Annotated in this window: 22 protein-coding genes; 8 read left to right on the top strand and 14 right to left on the bottom strand. The window is 68.5% G+C overall.

Going from position 1 to position 25928, the window contains the following annotated elements; translation table 11 throughout:
* Nucleotides 1-265 precede the first annotated feature (265 nt).
* Both D7V77_RS05550 and D7V77_RS05545 read right to left on the bottom strand, forming a co-directional pair.
* Nucleotides 266-937, bottom strand: coding sequence for a hypothetical protein (locus D7V77_RS05550; protein WP_147451990.1), 672 nt, complete (start codon nucleotides 935-937; stop codon nucleotides 266-268).
* A gap of 72 nt (nucleotides 938-1009) precedes the next feature.
* On the bottom strand, nucleotides 1010-1456 hold the full coding sequence (locus tag D7V77_RS05545; RefSeq protein ID WP_120575222.1) for a hypothetical protein: 447 nt from the start codon (nucleotides 1454-1456) through the stop codon (nucleotides 1010-1012).
* Between the two features lie 112 nt (nucleotides 1457-1568).
* On the opposite strand from D7V77_RS05545, the gene D7V77_RS05540 reads away from it, so the two are divergent.
* Complete coding sequence (locus D7V77_RS05540; RefSeq protein WP_120575221.1) at nucleotides 1569-2381, top strand: helix-turn-helix transcriptional regulator; 813 nt, start codon at nucleotides 1569-1571, stop codon at nucleotides 2379-2381.
* Nucleotides 2382-2409: 28 nt separating this feature from the next.
* Here the strand turns inward: D7V77_RS05540 and D7V77_RS05535 are convergent, their stop codons facing one another.
* Nucleotides 2410-3114, bottom strand: coding sequence for a hypothetical protein (locus tag D7V77_RS05535; RefSeq protein ID WP_120575220.1), 705 nt, complete (start codon nucleotides 3112-3114; stop codon nucleotides 2410-2412).
* A gap of 34 nt (nucleotides 3115-3148) precedes the next feature.
* Complete coding sequence (locus D7V77_RS05530; protein WP_120575219.1) at nucleotides 3149-4225, bottom strand: hypothetical protein; 1077 nt, start codon at nucleotides 4223-4225, stop codon at nucleotides 3149-3151.
* 118 nt (nucleotides 4226-4343) lie between these two features.
* On the opposite strand from D7V77_RS05530, the gene D7V77_RS05525 reads away from it, so the two are divergent.
* The gene (locus D7V77_RS05525; protein WP_120575218.1) at nucleotides 4344-5738 is read left to right on the top strand and encodes an amidohydrolase family protein; all 1395 of its coding nucleotides are present in this window, start codon (nucleotides 4344-4346) and stop codon (nucleotides 5736-5738) included.
* A gap of 24 nt (nucleotides 5739-5762) precedes the next feature.
* On the opposite strand, the gene D7V77_RS05520 is transcribed toward D7V77_RS05525, so the two are convergent.
* From D7V77_RS05520 to D7V77_RS43195, 3 genes are all read right to left on the bottom strand, one after another.
* Nucleotides 5763-8027 (bottom strand): kelch repeat-containing protein, encoded by a 2265-nt coding sequence (locus D7V77_RS05520; protein WP_120575217.1) that lies wholly within the window; start codon nucleotides 8025-8027, stop codon nucleotides 5763-5765.
* 319 nt (nucleotides 8028-8346) lie between these two features.
* Nucleotides 8347-9792 carry a sigma-54 dependent transcriptional regulator gene (locus D7V77_RS05515; protein ID WP_120575232.1) on the bottom strand — a complete coding sequence of 482 codons (1446 nt, stop codon included), beginning with the start codon at nucleotides 9790-9792 and terminating at the stop codon, nucleotides 8347-8349.
* On the bottom strand, nucleotides 9782-11278 hold the full coding sequence (locus D7V77_RS43195) for a HAMP domain-containing sensor histidine kinase (RefSeq protein ID WP_158624337.1): 1497 nt from the start codon (nucleotides 11276-11278) through the stop codon (nucleotides 9782-9784). Before D7V77_RS43195 ends, D7V77_RS05515 begins: the two co-directional genes overlap by 11 nt.
* A 172-nt stretch (nucleotides 11279-11450) precedes the next feature.
* Between D7V77_RS43195 and D7V77_RS05500 the strand changes: the two genes are divergently transcribed.
* Nucleotides 11451-13214, top strand: a complete 1764-nt coding sequence (locus tag D7V77_RS05500; RefSeq protein WP_158624336.1) for a SulP family inorganic anion transporter — start codon at nucleotides 11451-11453, stop codon at nucleotides 13212-13214.
* A 120-nt stretch (nucleotides 13215-13334) separates the two neighbouring features.
* The gene (locus D7V77_RS05495) at nucleotides 13335-13787 is read left to right on the top strand and encodes a YciI family protein (RefSeq protein WP_120575215.1); all 453 of its coding nucleotides are present in this window, start codon (nucleotides 13335-13337) and stop codon (nucleotides 13785-13787) included.
* Nucleotides 13788-13805: 18 nt separating this feature from the next.
* On the opposite strand, the gene D7V77_RS44220 is transcribed toward D7V77_RS05495, so the two are convergent.
* From D7V77_RS44220 to D7V77_RS05480, 3 genes are all read right to left on the bottom strand, one after another.
* Nucleotides 13806-14453 carry a hypothetical protein gene (locus D7V77_RS44220; RefSeq protein WP_169819534.1) on the bottom strand — a complete coding sequence of 216 codons (648 nt, stop codon included), beginning with the start codon at nucleotides 14451-14453 and terminating at the stop codon, nucleotides 13806-13808.
* Nucleotides 14450-15013, bottom strand: a complete 564-nt coding sequence (locus D7V77_RS05485; protein WP_120575214.1) for an AHH domain-containing protein — start codon at nucleotides 15011-15013, stop codon at nucleotides 14450-14452. The genes D7V77_RS44220 and D7V77_RS05485 overlap by 4 nt, the downstream gene beginning before the upstream one ends.
* A gap of 200 nt (nucleotides 15014-15213) precedes the next feature.
* On the bottom strand, nucleotides 15214-15567 hold the full coding sequence (locus D7V77_RS05480; protein ID WP_148712682.1) for a hypothetical protein: 354 nt from the start codon (nucleotides 15565-15567) through the stop codon (nucleotides 15214-15216).
* A 67-nt stretch (nucleotides 15568-15634) separates the two neighbouring features.
* Between D7V77_RS05480 and D7V77_RS05475 the strand changes: the two genes are divergently transcribed.
* Entirely contained in the window at nucleotides 15635-16243 is a 609-nt protein-coding gene (locus D7V77_RS05475) for a hypothetical protein (protein ID WP_126933030.1), read from the top strand.
* A 22-nt stretch (nucleotides 16244-16265) separates the two neighbouring features.
* Here D7V77_RS05475 and D7V77_RS05470 read toward each other — a convergent pair whose 3' ends face one another.
* Nucleotides 16266-17924: an amidase gene (locus D7V77_RS05470; RefSeq protein WP_120575211.1), complete on the bottom strand. Its 1659-nt coding sequence runs from the start codon at nucleotides 17922-17924 to the stop codon at nucleotides 16266-16268.
* 159 nt (nucleotides 17925-18083) lie between these two features.
* Between D7V77_RS05470 and D7V77_RS05465 the strand changes: the two genes are divergently transcribed.
* Nucleotides 18084-18974: a hypothetical protein gene (locus D7V77_RS05465; protein WP_147451988.1), complete on the top strand. Its 891-nt coding sequence runs from the start codon at nucleotides 18084-18086 to the stop codon at nucleotides 18972-18974.
* A gap of 117 nt (nucleotides 18975-19091) precedes the next feature.
* Here D7V77_RS05465 and D7V77_RS05460 read toward each other — a convergent pair whose 3' ends face one another.
* Nucleotides 19092-19997, bottom strand: coding sequence for a bile acid:sodium symporter family protein (locus tag D7V77_RS05460; protein WP_120575209.1), 906 nt, complete (start codon nucleotides 19995-19997; stop codon nucleotides 19092-19094).
* A 408-nt stretch (nucleotides 19998-20405) separates the two neighbouring features.
* Here D7V77_RS05460 and D7V77_RS05455 point away from each other — a divergent pair, with 408 nt between their 5' ends.
* Together D7V77_RS05455 and D7V77_RS05450 are read left to right on the top strand one after the other, a co-directional pair.
* Complete coding sequence (locus D7V77_RS05455; protein WP_126933034.1) at nucleotides 20406-21203, top strand: hypothetical protein; 798 nt, start codon at nucleotides 20406-20408, stop codon at nucleotides 21201-21203.
* Nucleotides 21204-21331: 128 nt separating this feature from the next.
* Nucleotides 21332-23065 (top strand): S8 family serine peptidase, encoded by a 1734-nt coding sequence (locus D7V77_RS05450; RefSeq protein WP_199733741.1) that lies wholly within the window; start codon nucleotides 21332-21334, stop codon nucleotides 23063-23065.
* An 82-nt stretch (nucleotides 23066-23147) separates the two neighbouring features.
* On the opposite strand, the gene D7V77_RS05445 is transcribed toward D7V77_RS05450, so the two are convergent.
* Both D7V77_RS05445 and D7V77_RS05440 read right to left on the bottom strand, forming a co-directional pair.
* Nucleotides 23148-25175 carry a zinc-dependent metalloprotease family protein gene (locus tag D7V77_RS05445; protein WP_120575206.1) on the bottom strand — a complete coding sequence of 676 codons (2028 nt, stop codon included), beginning with the start codon at nucleotides 25173-25175 and terminating at the stop codon, nucleotides 23148-23150.
* 130 nt (nucleotides 25176-25305) lie between these two features.
* Nucleotides 25306-25902, bottom strand: a complete 597-nt coding sequence (locus D7V77_RS05440) for a macro domain-containing protein (protein WP_120575205.1) — start codon at nucleotides 25900-25902, stop codon at nucleotides 25306-25308.
* Nucleotides 25903-25928: the final 26 nt, after the last annotated feature.

Raw genomic sequence — 25928 nt, 5'->3', positions numbered from 1 at the left:
AAGGTTCCGGGCCTTTCGCTTTTCTGGCCGCCCTCCTCGCCTGGGCGTGGGCCAGGAAACAGGAGGGGTGCATCCCTCGCACATCGACGACGCGGGCGCGCGGGCAACTCCCCCCGAAGCCGCCCGCGCGCCCGGTCGCCGAAGGCCGTGAGCCCCTCGAGGCCCCGGCCCCACTGCTCGCGCGTCTCCGCATCCAGCGAGACCTTCTCCAGCTGACACGCTCCTCGCGGAGCGGCAGAGGAGGGACAGACCGTCCGCGGCCCGGTCAAGGCGCCAGGTCCACTCCCGCCCGTGCAAGGTAGGCCACCGCCTCGACTTCTCCTGGCCGTCCCGGAGTGCCCGTCAGCGCGGCCATGAACGGCCCATCCCACGCGGCCGCGTCATCAATCAGTCCTTCGCGAAGGAATTTCTGGAAGGCGTCCAGGCTCGGATGGGACATCTGGAGCCGGCACATGGAGCTGCGGCACTCCAGGGACACGATGCGCGCGCCCCGAGGCAGCACCGCGCCGAGCCGCTCCACGCGCTGTGTGGCGTCATGGCTCCAGGCCGGGTCCACTCCTTCTCCAAAGAAGCGCGCGTCCATCCGTGCGACCGCCTCGTCCGGCGTCGGCTCCTGGTGGACTGCTGCCGTGCCCTCCGTGGAGAGGCCCGCGTCGGGCGGACTCATGGCCACGGAGGGCTGCCCTGGAGCCATGGGCGTGTCCACGCGCGGGCCCGGGGCCCGGGCCGCCACCTGGGCCTCACGCGCCAGTCGCTCGGAGTGGGCGACCGAGGCCTCGAGCTCGCGGACCTGCGCCTTCAACCGCTGCAACTCGGTGGTGTCGCGCGCACCGGACTCCCGTGCCTTCACGTCGCTCGCTCCGGCGAGCCGGGACACGCCGTAGGAAAGCAGCCCCACGAAGAGGACTGCGCAGACCCACACCCAATTCCTTGTCATGTCGCATGAACCGGGGTGCCCACGAATACGCGGGCACCCCGCCCCGAGAGTCATGGATGCATCCGGCTCCTGCTAGGCATTGTGGTCAACGGTGTTGATCTGACCACCCGGGTCAACGAGGCAGTTGGCGTACAGGTATCCATAGGCAGGAGTGTAGGCGTCGGTCAGCGTGATGTACTGCGCCGGGCCGAAGGCAGGGAGCCACTTGCGGGTGCCGCCCCAGTAGAGGGTGGCCTCGCGATTCATGCCAATCGCCATGCAGCCCACGTTGTTCGAGGACGTGGCGCCAAGGGCGGTGACAACCACCGTCTTGCTGCCGGAACTGTCGGACGTCAGGGGAATCTCGAAGCCCCTCCGGGTCGAACAGCCATTGTACATGGTGCTGTATGACATGAAGAAACAGGAGCCGTCGCTCCAGGTGACGGGCCTGCCGGCGCTCGCGGGCACGGAGCGGGCCATCGCCGCGAGCGGAAGGAGGACCACCATCGTGAGAACGGCCTGCTTGAATTGCCTCGTCATGCGCTTCGCTCCTTGAGTGGGGTGCTTCGCGCAAACTCTCACTGCAAGCAGCCGAACCAGCAATTCGCTAAAATTAGGGAGCATGCTCCCTGGGAGCGACGCTGGAGGTCCGATGGCCGCTGACAGCCTTCGAAGTTCGCAAGTCCGTGTCCTGGTTCGCCTGGTCAACGAGGCGCACGAACTGCCCGAGGGGCAGGGGGAGCGGCCGCGGCATCTGCTCTCCGGCATGTGCCGCATCCTGGGCGCCGAGGCGGGGGCCTGCGTGCTGGAGTGCGACTTCAAGCCGGGAGGTCGCGGAGGCTTCACGGCCGCCGTCCTGGAGGGCTGGGACGGCGCCGCGCGGCCCGCGCTCAAGGCGCTCCAGAGTATGGGCAGCGCCTGCAACCCGGGCATCCGCTCGCTGATGGAGCGGCCTCCGGTGCCCGGCGCCGTGGTCACCGCGCTGCGGCGGGAGCTCGTCGGTGACCGGGCCTGGTACGGCGCGCCCTACGTCGAGCACTACCTGCGGCCGACACAGCTCGACGACTCGGTGTATTCGCTCTGGTGGTCCGAGGTGCCGGGAGTGGTGCGAGGCATCGGCCTCTACCGGGGCCGGAGCGAGCGCCTCTTCGATGAAGCGGACCGCGAGCTGCTGCACCTGTTCCACGCCGAATGCGGGGCCTTGCTCGGCCTGCCGGAGCCCACGGAGGATGCCCTGGGCGTGCGGCTCGCGCCGCGCGAACGTCAGACGCTGGAGCTGCTCCTGCAGGGGCTCGGTGACAAGCAGATCGCGGCCCGGCTCGGCATCAGCCGCTTCACCGTGAATCAGTACACGAAGACCCTCTACCGCCGCTTCGGCGTGCAGTCCCGGACGGCGCTCATCGCGAGGTTGCTCGGCAGCCAGGGCCGGGGCACGGGCTCCAGGGCACGGCTGCCAGCATCATGAACCTGCCCCTCACGGGCAAGGCCCCGCGTCAGACGGCCGAGGGCCCGCGCAAGGAGCGGTGGTACTTCTGGAGGATGCGCTCCACGCGCATCTGGCCGAGCAGCGCCTGGAACGCCTCCGTGGCCACCAGCACGCCTTCCACCGCGTCCATGGACAGGGTCGCGTTCCCCGCCTGCTCCACCATCCAGCGGCCGTCCGCGGTGATGGCGAACACTGCGCGCTGGGGCTCCCCGGGCAGCCACACCACCAGGAAGAGGTTCTCGCACTCACACTTGGGATCCGAGCACAGCTCTATCCGCCAGGCGTAGCGCTGCCCGTCCAGCTCCACGCGGCCCAGGATGTCGCGCTCCAGGTCCGCGCCCTCGCCCAGGAGCGACTCCGGCAGCCGCACCTCGAAGGCACCCTCCAGCCGGCCCATCGATTCAAGCACCTGCGTGCGGCGCTGGGTCACCAGCGTGTCGAAGCCCTCCTGGAAGCCGGGCGCCTGCGACGCCGCGCGCACGACGCCGCCCCAGCGGTCCTCGGCGGGGCGCAGCTCGTCGTCCAACAAGGTGCCGTCGGAGGTGAGGGTCAGGGCCTTCTGCTCGCCGCCCGCGGTCACCTTCAGGTTCACGGTGTCGCACAGGCAGCCATCGTCGGTGCAGGTGGCGCCATGCACGGACACCGCGCCGTACTCCGGCGTCTGGCAGTCCGCGAGGTGGCGGAGCGATTGATTCTCGGAAGAGGTCATCATCGAAAGCGGGTCCTGGAGGGAAGGAGCGCGCGGCTCACTTCACGTTGGCGAGCGGCGTCTCGATGAACTTGCCCTGGCCCGCGAGGTTCTTGAGGTCGACCTCCCCCGCATCCAGCGGACGGCGCGGAGTTTGAGGATTCTGCCGCACGCCAGCCGTCTTCTCGTGGGCGGAGATGATGGGCAACAGGCGCACGCCGTCCTTCGGCACCTGGAAGCCCTGCGCCTGCAACTCCGCGCTCAGGTCCTTGCGGAACAGGCCCGGGTTCTTCGCCAGGTGGCCCGTCGTGTACTCGCAGTTGGCACAGGTGAAGCGCGTGGTGTGGCCGCTGTACGTCACCGCGTGGATCTTCGAGCCCGGCGGCAGCGTGCCCTTGAAGGACGCGGCGATGTCCTTCGCCGCGCCCGGCGCCATCAGCCGCGCGGCGTCGGACTGCTCGCTGTGCGCGAAGGTCGTGTTGAAGTCCGCGCTGGGCGGAGTGGGCTTCGAATACCGGGCCTCCGCGGGCGCTCCGGCCTGCAGCGCGTTGCGCTTCGGGGTGCGGCCGAAGTCGTCCGAGCCCGCGACCTTGGAGCCGCTGAACTCGTAGCCGGGCGTCTTCGTCGACGAGTCCTTCATCCCGCTGACGGACACGCGCTTGCCGTCGTTGGTCAGGTCGTGCACGTTGGGGTGGTACATGCGCTTCATCGCGTCCGGCGGTGGCACGGTGGAGCCCGCCGACTTCGTGTACGCCCCCTGCGTGTGGACCGCGCCGAAGGACGTGGCGAAGAAGTTGGTGTTCTTGCTCAGGCCCGCGCCGCCCTCCTTCCTCCCCTTCACCCCCTCGGTGCGCGCATTCGCCTCGAGGCCCGCCAGCCGCTGATGCTCGTTCGTCAGGGCCTTGCCGTCGTCCAGCTTCAGCTTCTTGTCCGGGTTCTTGGAGCCGTACACCGCGCCGCCAAAGCCGTCCGTGAAGACCTTGTGGTCCGGGGGCGGCTTGAGGGCCGGCTCCTTCTTCGGCTTGGCCTGCGCCTGCGCCTGCGCGGCCTGCACCTGGGCTTTGGAGGCAATCGGATTGGTCTGCACCGAGTGCCTGGCCTGATTGATCGAGGAGGTGGTCTTCATCTTGGGCATGGTGTCTCCCGGGGTATGTTCAAGGCTCACTCGCTTCTTCCTGGATTTGCAATGCCAACGCCAGGGCAATGTGGGCCTATCGTCACAGGCATACGTCAGCGCACCCAGGAGCCACGCCTTGCCCTCCCGTTCCCGACGCCTGTTGGCGACTGTCGTTGGTACGCTCCTCCTGTGCTGCGTTTCTTCGCCGTCATGGGGCCAGACGCCCTCCTCCGCGGAGCCCACGCGCATCGCCCTCCGCGCCGCCAGGCTCTTCGACGGGAAGAGTGACCGGACCCTTCCGGATGCGGTCGTGCTCATCGAAGGCTCGACCATCCAGGCCGTGGGCACCGGCCTCTCCATCCCCTCGGGGGCACGGGTCATCGACCTGGGCGACGTCACCCTCTTGCCCGGGCTGATCGACGCGCACTCGCACCTGCTGCTGGACGTCGACCCGGAGAACGGAGGCGACGGCCTCCTCACCCCCGTCGCCCAGAGCGGCACCGCCGAGCGCGCGCTCCTTGGCGCGAAGCTGGGCCGCGAGATGCTCGAGGCGGGCGTCACCACGGTGCGCGACGTCGGCAACTCGGGGGTCAACGGCGACGTGGCGCTGCGCAACGCCATCCAGCGTGGCTGGGTGCAGGGCCCGCGCATCTCCGCCTGCACCCGCGCGCTCGCTCCCCAGGGCGGTCAGTTCCCCACGCTCCAACTTCCGGCGCAGTCCCTCATCGAGCAGGAGTACGTCACCATCTCCGGGGTGGAGGAGGCCCGGCGCGCCGTGCGGCAAGCGCTCATGGACGGCGCGGACTGCATCAAGGTCATCGTCGACAACGGGCACAACCTCCTCTCCTTGGAGGAGCTGAAGATCATCGTCGAGGAGGCCCACCGCAGGAAGCGCCCGGTGGCGGCGCACACCACCACCGACGACAGCATTCGCATCGCGGTCCAGGCGGGCGTCGACTCCATCGAGCATGGGTACTCGCTCCCCGATGACGTGCTGGCGCCCATGGTCCGCAATCGCATCTTCCTGGTCCCGACGGATGGCCCGATGGACGTGTGCGACTCCTTCGATACCCAGACAGGCAATGCCGAGCGCCGGCGTCAGATGAAGGAGCGCTGCAAGAAAAACATGGCCAAGGCCCAGGAACGCCTCCGCCGCGCGGTGGCCGCGGGTGTCCGGATCGCCGCCGGCTCGGACATGTACATCGTGATGCCAGGGTTGACGCGAGGCCAGGCCAGCGTGAAGTGGTTCATCGCCTATACCGAGGCGGGTCTCAAACCCGTGGACATCCTGCGTGCCGCGACCGTGAACGCGGCGGAGCTGCTGCGCATGCAGGACCAGGTTGGCTCGCTCGCGCCGAACAAGCTCGCGGACCTGCTCGCGGTGGAGGGGGATCCGCTCAAAGACATCCGGGCGCTGCGGCAGGTCCGGTTCGTGATGAAGGACGGGCAGGTGGTCCTGGATGCCCGCGCTCAAGGCAGGGGCCCGCCCCAGGCTGTTGCGGCGGACAGTCCGTGGTCATGCCCCCGGTGATGCCGAGCCAGAAAGACAAGACGCTCAGGGGAGGTACAACTCCGCCGTCGGTACCGAGCCTCCCGTGACGAGGACCGTGCCGTTGGGCAGCAGCGTCGCCGTGTGGTTATAGCGAGGTTGGGCCATGGAGCCGGTGGGGCTCCAGGTGCCCGAGACCGGGTCGTACAACGTCGCCGTCGCGAGTGCGAAGACTTCCAGCTCGAAGATTTCGGCCGATCCCCCAGCGACGAGCACCTTGCCGTTGGTCAGCAGCGTTGCAGTATAGAAGACGCGCCCCCCCATGGGGGCTGTCAGGGTCCAGGTTCCCGAGGCCGGGTCGTACAACTCCGCTCCCCCCCAGACCAGATCGACCGTGGGATCGTATCCTCCAGCGGCGAGCACCTTACCGTCGGGCAGGAGCGTCACAGGGGGGCCGCCGGGAAATACGGCTGGTGAGTTGGTAGCGCTCCAGGTATCCGAGACCGGATCGTACAGTTGCGACGCGCCTTTGCGCGCGAAGAGGACCTTGCCATCGAGCAGCCGCGTCTCCCCGCTAGAGGCGGATTGGAGCGGAGCGCTGGCGAAGCTCCAGGTGTCCGAGGCCGGGTCGTACAACTGTGGCGTCGTTCCTCCCGCGACGAGCACCTTGCCGTTGAGAAGCAGCGTCGCCGAGCTGGGGCCTGACGCGAGCGGGGAGCTGGCGGGGCTCCAGGTGCCCGAGGCCGGGTCGTACAGCTCGGCTGTCGCGACGAAGCCGTTGGCGTCACGCCCCCCCACGACGAGCACCTTGCCGTTGGGCAGCAGCGTCGCACTGTGGCCCGAGCGAGGTTGGGCCAGGGATCCGGTCGGGCCCCAGGTGCCCGAGACCGGGTCATACACCTCCGCCGTCGCGAGGGGCGCACCATTGCTGGTGCCCCCTGCGACGAGGACCGTGCCGTTGGGCAGCAGCGTCGCCGTGTGGCCCGAGCGAGGTTGGATCATGGAGCCGGTAGGGACCCAGACACCCGAGGGAGTGCAGGTGGGCAGCCCCGTCACTTCGAAGCTCCGGGTGTCCGTCAGGTTGAAGGCGTTGGTGACGGTGACGGTGACGGTCGGGGGCGTGCCGGCACTGACACAGGCGGGGGCAGTCCAGGTGACGCGGCTGCGGGAGGCATCGCTTGCCGGGGTGCCTGGCACGCCGGTAGTGGCCTGCCAGGAGAAGGTGAGCGCGGAGCCCTCCGGGTCGCTGGCCACCACCTCGTAGGTGAGCACCTGGCCTGGAGTCGCCGTGTCCGAGGAGCGGTAGGAGCGGATGATGACGGGAGGGAAGTGGTTGGCGGGGGGAGTGTCGCGGACGCACAGGGCGACGGTGCCCGTGGTCAGCCCACCGCGCCCATCCGAGACAGTGACAGTCAGGCGGCAGTTGTTGCAGGGGCCGACGGGCAGGAGCGAGGGGGTGAACTGAGCGGAGTGGGAGGAGGCATTGCTCCAGGAGCCGGCGCAGGTGGCGCTCCAGGAGTACGAGAGGCTGTCGCCATCCGGGTCGGAAGCACAGACGGAGACAGCGGTCGGCTGCCCCACAGCCAGTTGCGTGGGGGTGGCAATGAGAGACGCCACCCGGGGTGAGCTGTTGAAGGAGATGGACAGTTGCGCCTCCCCCTCGTGTCCTTCCTGGCTGACATAGATGTCCAGGACGATGCTGGAGGACAGACCCCGGGAGTCCGTCACGGTGAAGGTGAGGGTTTGAATGCCGGTGGACAGCGGCGCCGTCCACGAAGTGGAGGCAGCGGAGGGCGAGGAGAAGGAGCCCGCCGTGGCACTCCAGGCATAGGAGAGCGTGTCGCCCGGGTTGGGATCATGGGCGGTGGCCACCAGGGAGAGCGAGCCGCCGACGGGCACGGAGGTGGAGGAGGCCACCAGGGAGTCAATGAGCGGGGCCTCGTTGTCGAAGGGCGGTGGAGGGTTGGCCTCCTGGAGGGTGATGGCGACGAGGGCCGTCTGGTTCGCGGAGATGGTGATGCCGGAGGCGGAGCCCTCGAAGAGCAGGATGCCCGAGGCGTCGAAGGCCCGAGCCAGGAAGGTGCGGTTGGGGCCGGCGGGAATGTTGCCGATGACGCCGCCCCACACCCCATGGGTGGGGGCAAGGTCCACGGTGACCGAGGGGATGTCCGGGGCGCTGGAGGTGACGGTGACGCGGGAGATACCGGAGGCGAGGGCCTGGCGTACGGAGACGGCGAACCGGGCCGAGCCAGTGTCGGAGGAAGAGCCAGCGCAGCCCGCCAGCAATGCCAGAGTGAGCGCCAGAACAACGGAACGGGATGTCTTGTTCATATGTGTCGGGTAGCGGCGAGCAGCAGGCACGGCCTGCAGCGGCAATCGCTTTGAAAAAGACCTGGCACCGAGCATGAAGGATGGCAGGCAGCTCTGCCCATTGCCCCAATAGCCAGGGAATGCGTCGGGTTCGTGAAGCGCGTCAGGAACCGAGCGCTGCCGGGCGAACACCGCGAAGGAAGACGGTGAGGAGAGCGGAGATCAGTCCCGCATCCTTCAGCTTTTCTCCGGCCGCCCCCCTCGTCAGCGTGTGCGCCTCGCCGAACACCCGCGCGCGGAGGCCTTCGCAGGCCCCTCCGCCCGCACCCAACGGGCGGGCTCAGCGTGTGGGCCCGTCCTCGGAGGTTCCCTTGAAGTCAGCGGCGGACAGGCCGTGCCGCTTGAGCAAATCGTAGAAGTCGCTCCGGTTGCGCCCGGCCATTCGAGCCGCGGCGCTGACACTGCCGCTGCTGCGGCGCATGGCCTCCGCGAGGTAGGCGCGCTCGAAGGCATCGCGGGCCTCGCGCAGCGATGGCAAGGCCTCGGCCCCGACGGGAACACCCGGCAACTGCGCGCTCTCGGCGGGGGGCCGCTCCAGCGCCTGCCCCAGGCGCGGCACATGTCGCGGTTGAAGCTCGTCCGCGCCGGCCAGGAGCACCGCGGCCTCCATCTCGTGGATGAGCTCCCGGACGTTGCCAGGCCAGCCATAGCGCTGCATCAGCTCCACCGTCGCGGGCGCCAGGCGTGGCGGACGCAGGCCATAGCGGTTCGCGGTGCGCTCCAGGAAGAGCTGCGCGAGCAAGGGGATGTCCTCCAGCCGCTCGCGCAGGGGTGGCAGTTCGATGGGCACCACGTGCAGCCGGAAGTAGAGGTCCTGACGAAAGCGCTTCGCGGCCACCTCCTCCGCGAGGTCCCGGTTGGTGGCGGCGACCACCCGCACGTCCACGGACTCCTCCACGTCCGCGCCCACGCGCGTGAGCCGCTGCTCCTGCAGCACGCGCAGGAGCTTCACCTGCACGGACGGGGACGCCTCGCCAATCTCATCCAGGAACAGCGTGCCGCCGTTGGCCGCGCCAAACAGGCCCTCGCGCTCGCGCACGGCGCCGGAGAACGCGCCCTTCACGTGTCCAAACAGCTCGCTCTCCAGCAGCTCTGGCGGAAGGGCGCCGCAGTTGACGGCGACGAAGCGCCCCGCGTTGCGGCGCGAGAGCACGTGGAGCATCCGCGCCGCCAGCTCCTTGCCGGTGCCACTCTCGCCGGTGAGCAGGACGGTGGCGTCGGTGGGGGCAATGCGGGCAATCACCTCGCGCACGCGCGAAATGGCCTCGCTGATGCCCAGGAGCAGGGGCTCGCCCTCTTCCCCCATGCGCCGCCGCAGCTCGGCCACCTCCCGGCGCAGCAGCGAGCGCTCGAGCGCATGCGTGAGCTTCTGCATGAGTTCGTGGTCATGAAACGGCTTGGTGAGAAAGCCGTAGGCGCCCTCCTGCATGGCCTGCACCGCGGTCTCGATGGAGCCGTGCGCGGTGAGCATGATGACGGACAGCTCGGGGGCCCGCTGTCGCGCGGCCCGGAGCACGTCCATGCCATCCATGTCCTCCAGGCGCAGGTCGAGCACCATCGCGTCCACGCGCTCCTGCGAGAGCCGGCGCAGTGCGCTCTTGCCCTCGCCCTCCACGGTCACGCGGTAGCCGCGTGACGTCATCCGCATGGACATGAGCTCCGCGAGCTGGAGGTCATCGTCCACCAGGAGCACATGGGGCTGCTGGACGGGGGACTCAGGCGTCAAGACGGCCTCCAGGGGACGCAGGGTCTTCAAGGGGAATCCAGAAGGTGAAGGTGGCGCCGGGCCCGGACGTGTCCGCGAGCGACAGCTCACCGCCGTGCGCGGTGATCATCTCGCGCGCGATGGTCAGGCCCAGCCCCGTGCTGCGGCGCCCGCCCACTTCAAGGCTCGCGAAGGGCCGGAAGATCCAATCACGCGCGTGCGCGGGCACGCCCGGGCCCTGGTCCGCGACGGACAGCTGGACCGCGGGCACGGAGCTGGCGGCGCCAGGGCGCTTGCGGGTCACCAGCTCACACGTGATGCGCACCGTCTTGCCCGCGCTGGAGACAGCGATGGCGTTGCTCACCAGGTTGGACAGGGCACGCTCGACCAAGGGGTCATCGATGGGCGCACGCACGGGCTTCGCGGCTGGCTCGTACACCAGCTGGACCTTGCGCTCATCCGCTTCGAAGGCGAGGTCCCGGAGGACGTTCTGGACAATCAGGTCCACCGAGGCCCCGGCATTGCGCTGCAGCGGCTGGCCGGACTGAACGCGCGACAGGTCCAACACGGAGGTCACCATGCGAATCTCACGCTCGCACGCGGCCTGTGCGAGCTTCACCACGCGGGCCTGCTGCGGCGTCAGGGGGCCCGTGCTGCCATCGCCCAGGAGCGAGAGGGCCTCGCGCACCCGGGCCAGCGGCGTGCGCAGGTCGTGGGACACCGAGGCCACGAACGCGCTCTTGAGCTGATCCAACTCCGCCAGGCGCCCCCGCATGCGGTCCAGGTCCAGCGAGAGCGCGCGCAGCTCCTCGGGGCCGCGCAATGGAGGCAGCGGGCTGAAGTCACCCTGGCCAATACGGCGCGCATGCGTGGAGAGCAGCGCCACCGAGTTCGACACCGCGCGCGCCTGCGACAAGGCGAGCACTCCCGCGGCGACGATGCCCAGGAGGCCGAAAAGCCCGCCTGAGCTCAGCGCCGCCGACCCGATGGAGCGCGCCTGGTCCTCCTTCGCCTGGATGGCCAGGCGCATGTCCCGCGTGCGCTCGGACCACACCGTGGTGAGGACCTCATCCAGGTGCAGCCGCCGCTCACGCAGGGGAAACGACAGCATCGACTCACAGGTGCCGGCATGCTCCAATTGCAGGGCGTACTGCACATAGTCCTGGGCGCTCGCGCGGATGCCCGCATCCAGATGCACCGTGCCGGTGCCGAGCGCGGTCTGCAGCACGTGGCGCGCGCTGGCGACAGCGCGGTGCACGGAGGCCGCGCTGCTGTCGTGCTGCTCACAGGCCACCACTCCGCGCCGCACCGCCAGCTCGAGCGCCCAGGCCGCGACGTACACGCGCTGCTCTCGCTCGAAGGAGGCGAGTTCCTCGCGGCCCACGCTCGCCACCACCTCGTGGGTGCGCATGAGGCCCACGGCCATCTGGGAGAAGGCGGCCACCAGCAGCGCGGTAACCACCGCGTAGGACAACAAGAGCCGGGCACGCAGTCGAAGCACCAACATGGCGCGCAATCTAACCCGCGTCCGCGCGCACGGCCCGTCACTTCGCACGGCCGTCTGTCGGTCCCAACAGTGTTGGTCCGAGCCGACAGGGGCGCTGAGGGGATGGACCGACAGCGGGGCACGCTCCCCTCTGAGACGGCCCTTGGCACGGCACCTGAAAGGCGTGTCGTCCATGCGTTCGACGACCGCTCTCTCCAAGCCATCCTTCTCGACCCGGCGTGCGGGCGAGCTCATCCACAGCTGGCGCGAGATGGTACAGCCCAGCAGCCTGCCAGCCGACGCGGCCGCCGGCCTGAGCGTGGCGTGCGTGGCACTTCCTCTCAATGTCGCGCTCGCGACCGCCGCCGGACTGCCCGCGAGCGTGGGGCTCGTCTCCGGCGTGGTGGCAGGCGTCGTGGGCGGGCTGCTCAGCGGCAGCCGCTTCCAGGTCACGGGCCCGGAGGCGGCGCTGCTGCCCCTGGCCGCGGCCATCGTGGCGGCGCACGGGGCCGCGGGCCTCGCCATCGCCACGGTGCTCGCGGGCGCCATGCAGGTGGCGTTGGGGCTCCTGCGCGCCGGGCGGTTCGCGCGGCTCATCCCACGTCCGGTGGTGATGGGCTTCACGGTGGGCATTGGTCTGCTGTTGCTCAACACGCAACTGCCGCGGCTGTTCGCGGTGGAGGACACGCACGCGGACGCCGTGGCGCTCGCGCTGCAGCACAACTGGGGCGAGCGCGTGGGCTGGCTCGGGGTTGCCGCCGGAGCCCTCACGGCGCTGGCCATGGTGGCCCTGCCCAAGGTGCACAAGCGCATCCCCGCGGTGCTCGTGGGGCTGACGATTGGCACCGTGCTCATGGTCTGGCTCGGGGCGGGCTACGACGCGGTGGGCGCCTTGCCGCGCTCGCTGCCCATGCCGACGCTGCCGTCCTTCGAGGGCGTGCACCTCGCGAGCCTCCTGCCGGCGGCCTTCGGCCTCGCGCTGCTTGCGTCGCTCGGCTCGCTGCTCGCGACGAGCTCGCTCGATGCGCTCACGGGTGCGAGCACCCACAGTGACCTGGACCAGGACCTGATGGCGCAAGGCCTGGCCAACATCACCGCCGGACTGATTGGCGGCTTCCCGGTGATGGGCGCCATCGTGCGCGCCAGCGCTTCCATTCAAGCGGGCGCGAGCACCCGCGCCGCTTCCGTCATGCATGCACTGTGGCTCTTCGTGGCCATGGCGCTGCTCGCGCCGCTGGTGGCGCGCATCCCCATTGCCGCACTTACCGCCATCCTGCTGGTCGTGGGGGTGCGCCTGCTCAATCTGGAGGGCCTTGTTGCCATGTGGAATCAATCCAAGTCGACGTTGAGCGTGGTGCTCGTCACCGCGCTGGGAATCGCAATGTTCAACGTGTTTGTCGGCATCGGGGCCGGTCTCGCGCTGGCGAGCCTCCTCTACGTGCGTCGCCATGGCGCCCTGCGGCTGGAGGTGCAGCGGGTGACGGATGCGTCGCAGCTGCAGCGCGGCCTGCACATGCAGGCGCCGGAAGCGCTCAACGCCCCCGAGGCGCTGGACCTCATGGTGGCGCGTGTGGACGGGCCCATCCTGTTCATCAACCACCTCAAGCTCTACGACCTCGTGGACGGTCCGCCCTGGGCGAAGCTGGTGGTCATCGACCTGTCGAGGGTGTCGCTGGTGGACGCCGCCGGTGTGGCGACGCTCCAGTACCTGGCGGAGTTCCTCGCCGTGCGCAGCGCGCACCTGGCCCTGGTGAAGGTGCCGCCCCACCTGGAGGCCGCGCTCGAGCCGCTCTCGAAGCACCTGCTCGAAGGGCGGATGCACGGCTCGCTCGAGGGTGCGCTCCTGGGGGCGGGCCTCATGCAGCCCGCGCCCGTGGAGGAGCCTGTCGCCCACCCCGCGCACGCGTATGCCGCCGCGCACAGCAGCGGGCTGGCGCTCGAGGGGCGGGGCGGATAGCCCGCCGCGCTCAACGGCGGCAGCGAGCCGGAGCCTCGACGGTTCCGGCTCGCGGAGCACCCGGTTTCACCGCGGGACAATGGCACGATGTCGGGTCAGCCCCCTAGGGTGCCCCACACCATGCTCACCACCACGCTGCTGTTGCTCGCCCTCTCCTCCACTCCTGCCGCGCCAGGCGCGCCGGCAACGAAGGCCGCGGCCCCGGCTGAGGAGAAGGTCGAGTTCGACAAGCACTACCTCGTCCTGCTCAAGCGCGCGCCCAACGCGCCCAAGATGGAGCCCGAGGCCCTCCAGAAGCTGCAGGGCGAGCACCTCGCGCACCTCAATCGCATGGGGGAGAGCGGGAAGATGGTGCTCGCGGGCCCCTTCGACGAGCAGGACGACGTGGGCATGCGCGGCGCATGCATCTACCGCACGGCCACGAAGCAGGAGGCGCGGCAGCTCGCCGAGCAGGACCCGATGGTCAAGGCGGGCCGGCTGCAGGTGGAGGTGCTCGCCTGGTACACCGAGAAGGGCTACCTCGCCTTCCCCAAGGCGCCACCCGCGGAAGCGCCGAAGCCCCCGCGGAAGTAGCGGCTCAGGGCAGGTTCGTCACCGTTGGGGACGCCACCAGAGCCCCTTCCGTTCCGCGCGTTCACACGCCTGCCGGGCCTCCTCCGTGAAGCAGTAGAAGGAGAATTCGGGGACGGAGAACACCGGAGGAAAACCTCCCACTGGAGGTTCGAGGACAAGGGGGTGCGCCTTCTCCTTGCCTAGCAATCCCGCTCTGGACTGGTGGAAGGGCACCCCTTTCACCAGGGTACGTTCGCGGTCGAGGCAGTCGGTCTCCTCCAGCAGTTGGAGGATGACGAAGTCCTCGTTCTTCAGGGTCGGGTCTTCTAACGCGTGCCAGGTCCGTTGCCCGGTGAAGCGGTCGCGCACCAGGGACTTGATGCGTTCCGCGTAGATGACCGTGGGGATGAGTCGGTGGCGGAACGGCCCCACGGATTCGAGTACCCCCATCATGCGCCGAGAGAGCAGCAGCAGCCCCCGGGGCGCGGTGAACAGGTGATCGAGCCGGGCCGCGTTCTTCAAGTTGCCGACGAACTCGATGACCTCGGGAGCGCCTCGCTCCCGTTGATAGTCGATGCCCGGCTTGTGGAACGTGACGGACTCGAAGCCGTCGAACTCAATGAGGGTAGCGTCGAAGACACCTTCCTCCTCGATGTGCGAGATGTCGGCCGTCAATGCGTACATCATGCCGTGAGCGACTCCTCGTGGGAGGGCAACTCCAGCAGCGCCAGCTTCTTGCCCACGACGATTCCATCCTCGCTCAACTCCTTGAGGACATCCATGGGGAGGTTGCCAGACTCGATGGCCTCGCGAAGGTTCATCTCGATTTCGAGGAGCGCGTCTTCGATCTCGCGCGGCGTCAGGTTGGAGCCGGGCTTGCGCTTACCCAGGGCGTCATCCAGTGATTCCAGTGCATCATCCAGCAGCGTGGTGACGTAGCTGTTGTATTTGGGATGGCTGCCCAGGTGCATGATCTTCCCCTTCGGATCCTTGCAGGGCATGTCGAGGATGTTCGTGCCTCGGTCGATGGTGTAGCCCTCGATCCGCTCCAGGGCCTTGCGGATCAGCGGATGTCTCTGGGCAACCGCGTCCGGGATGAGGTGGTGCATGGGGTTACCGCTGCCAATGCGAACCTCCGCCGCCTTTCGAGCTGCCCGGCCGTGGGTCTTCTCCACCCAATCCAGGTAGTTCTTCCGGTAGCGACTGTAGATGCTGATGCGGGACGTCCCCTTACCGACCTTGAGCACGACCAGTCCGTCCTCGGTGACGGTGAGTGCTCCGAGTTCGTCGCCCAGGGCTTCGGAGTCATGCAGGACTGGAGGTAGCTGTTGGGACGCGTATAGGCGGGAGAGAAGCCATGTTGAGGGTAAGAGCTGGAGTGGAGGGGCCGAGGAGGACTGGCGCTGAGACGTAAGGGCAGACGCATCCCAGGTCAGTGGGCGCGGCGTCAGTCGGACGCTTCGTCGTCGCGAAGACTTCGGGTGAGTCGGTCGACCCACTTCGCGTCTCGACGTGCCACTCCCTGCCGCAGCCTGTCCAGCCAGTCCGGCGAACCGATGGGGTCCATCCAACCGCCGACATACGGTGAAACCAGCGCCTGGCTTTCACAGCCGGCCTCACGCAGGCGCATCACCTCCTGCCATGCGGCCGCGCAGTCCCGGGTCATCCCGGCGACATCAAGGTCGCCGCCATTGCCCGGCACGGCCCCTTCCCACAGCGCCTGGTTCTGGAGGCCGTGCTCGCCCAGTTCGGCCAGCATCGCATTCAGCGAGCACACGATGGCTTCCTGTAGCGCGAGCAATGCATTGCCCCGTACGGTTGACGGTGCGGCTCGACTTCGAAGGGGGACGCATGGTGCAATGACGCACATGCCCAGAGTGTTTCTCTACAATCCCTTCAAGAGCGACTGCATCGAAGACCTCATCGACAGGTGGATCAAGGCAGAGGAGACGCGGGGCTGGACCAAGGACCTGGTGCGGGTGCGACATGGCCCGGACAAGCCGCTCGGCGACCTGAAGAGCGGTGACACGCTCTACATCATTGGCCACGGCGACGTGACGCCGAACCACATGGTCGACCGGGGCCCCATGGAAGGTGGCACCCAGGAAGTCCTCCAGCCGCACGAGCTTGCCTCACGGGTGTTCTCGGACGGGCTGACCGACAAGGCGATCACCATCAAGATCTACAGTTGTCTGGCGGCCCGGGGCATCCTGGACAGCTTCGCCACGAACGCGGCGATCCAGATCAAGCTCAAATGTGGAAGCATGGGAGGGATGTCGTGCAAGTTCGACATCTACGGCTACGACGAGATCGTCTCCATCCTGGTCCTGAATCCCAAGACGGGGGAGTACGGTAAGTTCGTCGGTGAGCTGAAGGAGGACGTCACCGGCGTGAGCGAAGACACCATCGAGCTCACCACCGTGAAGGCAAGCTCCTCCAGAAAGCTGCTCGTCAAGAAGGGCTTCGGCTTCATGTAGCGGCCGAAGCCTCCGCCCTCCCCTACGCGCCGCGCAGGTCCACGCTCCGGACGAATCCAGGCTTGCGCCGCGCGTGCGAGGCCTGCTCGTAGGCATAGGCGAGCTTGAGCAACACGGGCTCACTCCAGGCCCGGCCGATGAAGGACACCCCCACCGGCAGCCCGTACACGTCACCCGCGGGCACCGTCAGGGTCGGGTAGCCGGACACGGCGGCGGGCGTGGAGCTGCTGCCCAGCCAGTGGTCGCCCAGCACCAGGTCGATAGGCCCCGCCGGTGCCTGCGTCGGAGCCACGAGCGCATCCAACTTGTGCTTGTTCATCACCGCGTCCAGGCCCTCGGCGCGCGAATACCGGCGGCACGCCGCGAGCGCCTTCTTGTAGGCGGTGTCCGTGAGCGGGCCCTTCTTCTGCGCCTGGAGCAGCAGCTCCTGGCCGAAGTAGGGCATCTCGCGTTCGCGGTTCTTCTCGTTGAAGGCGATGAGGTCCGCGAGCGTCCGCACGGGGGCGCCCTCCCCCAGCTGTGCGAGCCAGGCCTCCAGGCCCGCCTTGAACTCATACAGCATCACTTCCAACTCAGGCTCGTCGAGCTTCGCCAGGTTGGGCAGCACCACCGGGTCCACCAGCACGGCACCTTGCGCCTTCATCACTTCGAGCGCGCGCTCCACGACCGCGTCCGTGGCCGGGTGGTAGCCGAAGAACCGCTCGCGCGGCACACCGATGCGCGCCCCCTTGAGCCCCTGGGGGTCGAGGAACTTCGTGTAGTCCGGGTGGGCGCGGCCCTTGCCCGCGGCGGTGGCCACGTCGCGTGGGTCCTCACCCGCGAGCACGCTCAGCAGCGCCGCGGCGTCCGCCACGGTGCGCGTCATGGGGCCCGCGGTGTCCTGGGTCGAAGAGATGGGGATGATGCCCGCGCGGCTGACGAGCCCCACCGTGGGCTTCAAACCCACCAGCGCACACGCGGACGCGGGCGAGACGATGGAGCCGTCCGTCTCCGTGCCCACCGACACGGCGCAGAAACTGGCCGCGGTGGCCGCACCCGAACCGGAGCTTGAACCGGAAGGGGTCCGGTCGAGCGCATAGGGATTGCGGCACAGGCCGCCACGTCCACTCCAACCGCTCATCGAGTGCGTGGAGCGGAAGTTGGCCCACTCGCTGAGGTTCGTCTTGCCCAGGAGGACGGCGCCGGCGGCGCGCAGCCGCTCCACGATGAAGGCGTCACGCGGGGGAACGGCGCCCACCAGCGCGAGCGAGCCCGCGGTGGTCTGCATCTTGTCCGCCGTGGCGATGTTGTCCTTGATGAGCACGGGGATGCCGTGCAGCGGCCCGCGCGCGCCCTTCGCCTTGCGCTCGGCGTCCAGCGCGTCGGCCAGCGTGAGCGCGTCGGGGTTCAGTTCGATGACCGAACACAGCGGCAGGTCCCCGGTGCGGTCGAGCGCACGGATGCGCTCAAGGTAGGCCTCCGTCAGCCCGCGCGCGGTGTGCTTGCCGGACTCCAGGCCCGCGCGCAGCTCCGCGACGGTCGCCTCCTCGAGCGCGAAGGCCCCGGGCGCGGCGGCGGTCGGCGTGGCGGCGCGCGCATCACGGGCGGCCAGCGCCCCCGTCACTGCCGCCGCGGCCCCGAGGAGCGTGCGGCGGGAGAGACCCGTCGGGTTCATATCGGAAGCAGTCGTCTTCTTCGTCATGGTGCAAGCACCCGTTCGTGGAGGGGCGCCAAGTGGACCCCATTCCCCCACCGGGAGGAAGAGCCGTGACGAGTGTCTTGTGACAAGGCTGGCACAATCCCAGTCAGGGGCGGTGTCAGGGGCGTGTGATACAGATAATGCTTCACCTGGAGATCCCCCATGCATCTACGTGCCCTTGCATTGACCTGCCTCACCGCGCTCGCGGCCTGTGACAACACCCCCATCGAAGCCGAGTCCCAGGAGGAGCTGGGCGTCAGCACCGCCGCGGAGACGGCGACCCGCCTCTACGCCACGGTGGGCAACAACGAGCTGAGCTTCGAGACGCTCGGCACCTTCGAGCAGCGTGACGGCGTCCGCGCGCTCGTCATCCGCGCCACCGCGAACCGCTACCTCGCGGACGTCCTCAGCTTCGTTCCGGACGACGCCTTCGGCGACGCGAACGTCATCAGCGAGCGCCGGTTCGAGATCGTCCTCCACGAGGGGCACGAGCTCAACACGATGCTCTCGGGCCTGCCGCTCTTCGTCAAGGTCACCACCAACACGGGCACGCCGCGCTCGTATACCGCGCGCATCGTGGTGGCCCCGCGCTTCTACGACTTCCGTGGCGACTCGGGCATCTGGATCGACGAGGCCGTCACCCCCCGCTACGTCGTCCAGGGCAACGAAAACCTCATCTACCGGGGCCACGCCGCGGTCGCCGGGTACACCGACTGGCTCTCCGTCACGGCGCCGGACGGCATCCCGTCCGTCTACGGCCGGCCCAACTACAAGCTCGACTGGACGTACACGAAGCTGCACGAGGCCATCGACCCGCACACGGTTCCGCTCGCCTTCAGTGCTGGCGGCGACAACGGCGCGACGATGCAGAAGACCGCCCGGCTGGTGGCGCGCGTGACGGAGTTCGCGCTCACCGACGGCGACGCCTACGACGTCTGGCCCAGCGCGCCCTGCGACCCCGCCGTCTCCACCTGCTACCACTCGAAGCCCGCGGGCACGACGGACTTCAGCCAGTGCGGCACCTACCGCCAGGTCCTGCGCTGCACGTACTGAGCGACCCGCGGCAGGTGTAACCCAGCGGTCGTCGTGAACAGGCCTGTTCCCCCGTGAGGTGTCCTGGGGGAGCAGGCCTGTCGTGTCAGTGCTTCAGCCGTGCACGGACAAGGACGTTCACGGAGCCCTGCGCGGCTGCAGCTCCTCCGCGGTCGCGCTCGTGGCCTGTCTCCGGGCGACCAGGGCGCCGAAGACCCCGGCGGTGAAGAACATGATGACGCTGTAGATGGCCGCGGGAATGGCCATCACGCCGTCATTGAGCAACCGGGGGCTGGAGGCAATGGCGATGGCGAGCGTGCCGTTGTGGATGCCCACCTCCATCGCGATCGCCACCGCCTGCTTGCGCTCGACACGCAGCAGCATGGGCACCACGAAACCCACCGCCATGCTGGCCAGGTTGAAGGCAAGCGCCGCGAGCCCCACGCTCTGGAAGTACGTGCCCAGCTGGTCCCGCTCCTTGAGCGTCGCCGCGAGCACCACGAGCACCAGGAACAGCGCCGAGATGATGCGCACGGGCCGGTCCAGGCCATTCGCGAGCGCCGGCCGCTTCGCGCGCACAAGCATTCCCAGCGAGATGGGCACCAGGACGATGCCGAACACCTGGACGATCTTGGCGAACTGCAACGGAATGGCGCGCTCCTCCCCCATGAAGTGCGCCAGGGAGAAGTTCACGATGAGCGGCAGCGTGAGCAACGACAGCACGCTGTTGACCGCCGTCAGGCTGACGTTCAGCGCGACATCGCCCTTGGCCAGGTGGCTGAAGAGGTTCGCGGTCGCACCGCCCGGCGTGGCGGAGAGCAGCATCAACCCCACCGCGAGCTGGGGAGGCAGCCCGAAGCCGGTCGCGATGGCGTAACAGACCGCGGGCATGAGCAGCGTCTGACAGCCCAGGCCCACCAGCGCCGCGCGCGGATACACCGCCACGCGGCGGAAGTCCGCGAGGGTGAGGCTCAGCCCGAGGCCGAGCATGATCACCCCCAGGGCAATCGGCAGGAACACTTCCGTGATGACACTGCTCTGCATGGCGGGCCCCCAGCGAAAGCACACACTCTGCCAGAAAGACCCGCTCCGCAGGAGCCCGAGCCCAACCCGCCCCACCGCACCGCGACGCTGGCTGGGCTACGAGCACCTGGCCCTGGGCTTCAAGGACGACCCCGCGAAGACCTCCGGGTTCGACGACGAGGGCCAGCGCGCCAGCGACAGCTCCTACTCGTACTTCAACTCGGGCTGGAGTTCAGCACGCGCATCGCGCCCGGACCGCTCAGTGAGCTGTACGGCTGACGCCCCAGCGAAGCGCGTCCTTCCCGGCCAGCGCTGCGTTATCCTCGGACGCAGCGCTCCCGGTGTGAGCCCATCCTCCACGAGCCGGCCCGCGCTGGCACATGGATTGCTGCCGCCCCTCCTGCACCCCATTCCATCCCCAAGGACGCAATGCCAACGACGCTCAACAGGAAGCCCGCGCCGCCTGAAGAGACTCACATCCAGGTGACTCCCGGGCTGTCCATCAGTGGTGCGACCATCGCGGACAAAGGGACCCTGGGTGCGTTCGTCCAGATTGGAGGCGTCAATTGCCTTCTGACGAACCACCACGTCGCGTTTTCGGATGAGGCCGAGCAACAGAAGGAGCTCCAGCAGCGGATGCCCATGCGAGCAACCTTGTACGAAAGGCCGCTGCCGGCCTGGTGGACCAAGGCCACGACCAACAAGTTGCTCCCCATCTTCCACCCCAAGTACGGCGGGGGTGGAAATCGCCTGGCGCGTGTCATCGCCTATGCGACGCCGATGCTTGCCAACAAGGCGCTGGATGTCGCCATCTGCCCCTTGGAAGACAACGTCAACTTCAGCTTCTACGCCCGTGGGAATCCGCCGTATCTCATTGGGCCAGCAGTGGCCCCACGCCTCGGCATGATCGTGAAGAAGTCAGGGGCGGTGACCGGAGTCACCTACGGGCGGGTTCATCATCTCGACGACAGAATGCTGATCATCCAGGCAATCCAGTCCCCTGTCACCAATGACAAGGGCGTGCAGTTCGTCATCATGCCCTTCGCAGGCGGCGCCGTCGCCGACCATGGCGACTCGGGGTCCGTCTGGGTCGATGCCGAGACGAATGAGGCGGTCGGGCTGCTTTACGCCGGAAAGTACGACCTGGAGGCCCGGGACAACTACTCGCTCGCCACGCGAATGGATGTTCTTGAGAGGGAATTCAAGTTCACGTTCACGAGGAACTGACCCTCCTGTTTCCGATACCGCCTTGGAGGCCCTTTCTGGTTCGATGGCAGCCCCCCATCCTCTCAAGGACCCTTGCCATGACAGTGCATTCTTCACTTCATCCTCGCGCCAGGGGATTGGCTGCCTTTTTGACGCTGACGCCCCTGCTCGCGTTCGGGTCCTCGGGCCAGCAAACCCGGGCGGTGGATCCGTATCCCACGGACCGCATCATCGTCCGCTACCGCGACCATGCCGCGGCCCGGAAGAGCGCCGACGCCGCGCGGTTGGCAAGCCGCCAGGTCATGGACGTGGCCCTGCAGCGCGGACTGGGCGCCCGGCAACTGCGCACCGACGGGCGGGGAGCGCAGGTGTGGGCCGTGGACCGGAAGATGGCGTATGAGGAAGCCCTGGCGTTGGCCCAGCGGATATCCGGCGCCAACCCGGAGGTGGAGTACGCCGAGCCGGACCTCATCATGCGGCCCACGCTGGTGCCGAATGATCCGCTCTACGCCTTCCAGCCCAATCTCTCCCCTTCCCTTCCGGGCATCAACGCCCCCGCCGCGTGGGACCGCGCCCGAGGGGCCGGCGTGGTCGTCGCGGTGGTGGACACCGGGTATCGCCCGCATGTCGACCTGGCCGCCAACCTCCTGGGGGGATACGACTTCGTCACGCTTCCCTTCTGGGGTGGTGCCGTCAATCCCAATGACGGCGATGGGCGCGACGGCGATGCGCGGGATCCGGGCGACTGGTGCGTCAGCGATCCCAATCGACAGACCAGCTCATGGCACGGCACCCACGTGGCCGGCACCATCGGCGCTCTGACGAACAATGGCCTGGGCGTCGCGGGCGTGGCCCATGGCGCCAGAATCCTGCCGGTGCGCGTGCTTGGCATGTGCGGCGGCTACACGTCTGACATCGCGGACGGCATCCAGTGGGCCGCGGGCGCGCCGGTCGCCGGAGTGCCTGACAACACGACTCCCGCGCGCGTGATCAATCTGTCGCTGGGGGGCCCCGGCGCCTGCAACTACACCTACGCCAATGCCATCGACAGCGCTCGGCTCCGGGGGGCGGTCGTGGTTGTTGCCGCGGGCAACAGCGGCACTGACGCCGCAAACTCCGCGCCGGCCAATTGCCCGGGGGTGGTCGCCGTGGCCTCGCTGGATGCATCGGGCGCCCGGTCGTGGTTCTCGAATCACGGTCCGACGGTGGCGCTCGCGGCGCCCGGGGAGAATGTCCTCTCGACGTACAACTCGGGCACCACCGTCCCGGGGAGCGACACGTATGACTACAGCTCCGGCACCTCCATGGCCGCGCCGCACGTGGCGGGCGTGGCGGCGCTGATGTTGTCGGCCAACCCATTCTTGCGAGTCGACGCGGTGACCTCGTTGTTGCGCTCCACGTCCAGGCCCTTCCCGGCGGCTTGCATGGGGTGCGGCATTGGCATCGTCGACGCGACCGCCGCCGTGAATGCCGCGGTCAGCTACGGAGCGGCCAACCCCATTGCCCAGTCGAGCTTCTTCGTGCAGCAGCTCTACTACGACGTGCTCAAGCGCAAGCCAGACACCTCCGGGTGGAACTACCATCTGGGTCTGCTGAACGCGTGCAATGGCGACCCGACGTGCGTGGCCTCCACCCGGGCCACCATCGCGCTCGACATGCTCCGGTCGCCGGAGAGCCAGTCGATGTACCCCGAGCTCAACCCGTCATCGCCCAACTACGACGACGCATTCCTCAACCACGTCTATTGGAAGTTCCTCCAACGCACCCGCGACCCCGACGGCGTCCTCTTCTGGTACCGGTACCTGCTCGATACGGGGGATTACAGGGGCGTCGTCAACGGACTCATCACGTCCTCTGAGTACCGGCAGCGCTTCGGCCCGTAGGGAGGAACCCGGCACGCGCCGGGTGGCAACAGGGAGAGGCAGGCGGTCCGCGTCGGGAGGTGCACGCGGACCGCCGCTTCCGTCACCGCGCGCTGCCGACCACGTTCACCGTGGCCGTGGCACTGGCCGCGATGCCGAACTCATCTTGATTGATGATCAGGTCCACGGTGTGCGTGCCGCGCGCGCCTGGAGGCACGGTCTTGGTCATCGTGAAGGTGTAGTCGCCGCCCGGAGGCAGGTTGACGCCCCAGTCAGACAAGGACGTGTCCCAGCCATCCGGCAGGGTGCTCCAGAAGTCGTACCAGACCCAATTGCACGAGGCGGAGTCGTTGTTGATGACGCTCACCGTCCACGTGACGTCCGAGCCCGGGGCCGCCGTCACGGTCGCGGGCGAGAGCGACAGCGTGGGCGGCGTCGCGATGCAACGCTCGACGACCTCCACCGTGGCAGTGCCCTGCACACTCTGACTGCCTCTCGTGATGGTGACACCCGCCGTGTAGAGCCCGGGCGGCGTGCTGTAGGGCACATATGTCTGGAGGCCCAGGGTGTCGGTGCTGGAGGCGGCGACCGTGCGCTGCGCGGGCAGCGGGTCAAAGCCCCAGCCCGGGGGGACGATGGCGGAGAGTTGGAAGGTGCTCGGACCGCAGCCGGCCGAATCCCGGTTGATCAACTCCAGCGCGAACTCCGGCCGCGCTCCGGGCCAGAAGGTCGGCTCCAGGGGCGTCACCCGCACTTCGGGCACGGCCTGCACACAGGTCGTCGTGCGGTACTGGATGCTCACCGTCAGCCCCGCGGCCGTCGCCGCATCCACCGTGAGGGAGAGGTCGCTGTACGGGTCATTCCACGTCGTGCCCGGCAACAGGGCTGGGTCGCCCCAGGAGGACGTCCCCGGCGTGAAGTCGAGCAGGTGGGTGCCATCCCGCGTGTCCGCGTCCTCCAGGTGGATGAGCGCGCCGCCGAACACCTGGGACGCCAACGTCGACTCGAAGAACCCCACGGGCCGGCGGTACTCCACCCAAAGCCAGTCGTTGGCACCAGCGCGCCGGCGCACCTTGAGCGCCTTGAGTCCACCGGACGCCACCACCGGCGCGAGCGTGAAGGTGCCGCCGGTGCCCTCCACCTGGGCCACCGCGGATGAATCCAACCAGCCGATGCGTGCCTTGTGCGGCGCCGCGTAGTGGCCCAGGTTCCAATCGCCCATCGACGAGAAGAGGTCCCCGTACTCGTCGATGGTCCCCAGGGTGCCCGGCATGCCCAGCGGCTGCGCGCCGAAGTCGCGCGAACTCGCGTGGTTCAGCGAGAGGTTGTGACCTGCCTCATGTGTCACCAGCTTCACTGCGGTGTCGTGGCTCGTCATCCAGTCCGCGACGAGCCAGGCCATGGAGGCCGTCACGGTGCCATCCGCCGTCGCGACCTGTCCGCAAGACAAGGTGGCCTGCCCCGCGTAGGCGCAACCCTGCGTGGGATTGGGGTGGACGATGAAGATGCGGTCGTACTGCCGGAAGTCCACGTCCGCGTCCGCCGCGCGCACGGCCGCGTCACGCATGGCGTCCGTCTCCGAGCAGGAATAGGCGCGGTCCAGCGTGTACCAGCCCCGCACGTTGCCCGTGGTCGTGGTGCGGCCCTCGGACACCTCACTCCAGTAGGTCGCGAGCGAGCGCTGCGTGGTGGAGAAGAACGCATCATGGATTCCCTGCGGGGTGGCTGCCGGCTGGGGCATGCCCGGGAAGGCCGCGAGGATGACGAGGCTGCGCTGCACCCCGGTGACGCCACACTCGCCCGAAGTGGCCTGCACGGCCGCGGCGTGGCGGTCCACGTCCACGCTCCGGGCCATGAAGCGCTGCTCCCCCTGGGTCCCGCGCAGCGTTACCCGCTGACCGCTGCGCAACCCCTCCGGTGTTCCACCGGTGAAGACCAGCGGCAGATGCTTGTCCCCGACGAAGAGGAAGAACTCCTCGCGTGACGCCTTGAACGACGGCGCATCCACGACCCGGACTTCGAGCTCGCCCTGAACCACCTGTTCATGGGCCGCGTGCTCCTCAGGGTTGGAAACCTGCGTGTTACAGGCCGCGAGCCATATGAGCGCGGCGATGAGGCACATGCGGGACATTTCCCCTCCGGCGAACGGTGGCCTGGCGCGGGAGTGCGACGGGCGACCGCCGCGCGCCTTGTGCCCCCGGCCGCGCGCGTGCGCAATGCATCATCCGGAGATGTCACGCGGATTTTAGAGAGGCTCCGTCCTAGACGGAGCGCATCGCGCGGTGCACGAGGTGGATGTCCCGGAAGGAGGGGATGCGCGCGGGATCCAGGACGTGCATCAACGCCATCCGCATCTGGACGGCGCAACGCCGGACATCCATCCCGCCGATGCCGGTGCCGAGCCCCGGGCAGACCAGGGTGCGAATGGCCTGAGCGCCCGCGGACTGGTTGTGGCGCTTCACGGCGAGCAGGACGGCGCGGAACGCGAGATAGGCGTGCACCGTCTGCGCGATGCTCTCCGGGATGCGCATGGTCGGCGCGGCCACGAGAAACGGCCAGCGCGTGTCGCCGGAGGGGACGACCACCGCGGCGCCGACTGGAAGCTCGCCATGGTGCTCCGCCAGGATGGCGCGCTGCACGGCCTCCTGGACCTGGAGGCCCAGGGTGTCGCGGATCGCCAGGTCCAGTCCGCCGTCCATGATGCCGAAGCTGTTGGCTGGACTGACCATGGCGTCCGTCGGAATGGCGAAGAAGTCCTCCTCCCGCACGGCGACGAAGTCGAACGGATCAAAGGCTTCCGTCCAGGCCCGCACCAACTGCGGTGAGCGGTCGATGAGGTAGATCTTCTCGGGGAGCATATCCTGGGGTCTAGCACTTCGCGGCA

It is taken from the genome of Corallococcus sp. CA041A, assembly GCF_003612075.1.
Lineage (GTDB): Bacteria > Myxococcota > Myxococcia > Myxococcales > Myxococcaceae > Corallococcus > Corallococcus exiguus.
The sequence above is the reverse complement of the archived record's forward strand: the minus strand, read 5'-3'. Positions and strand labels throughout refer to the sequence as shown.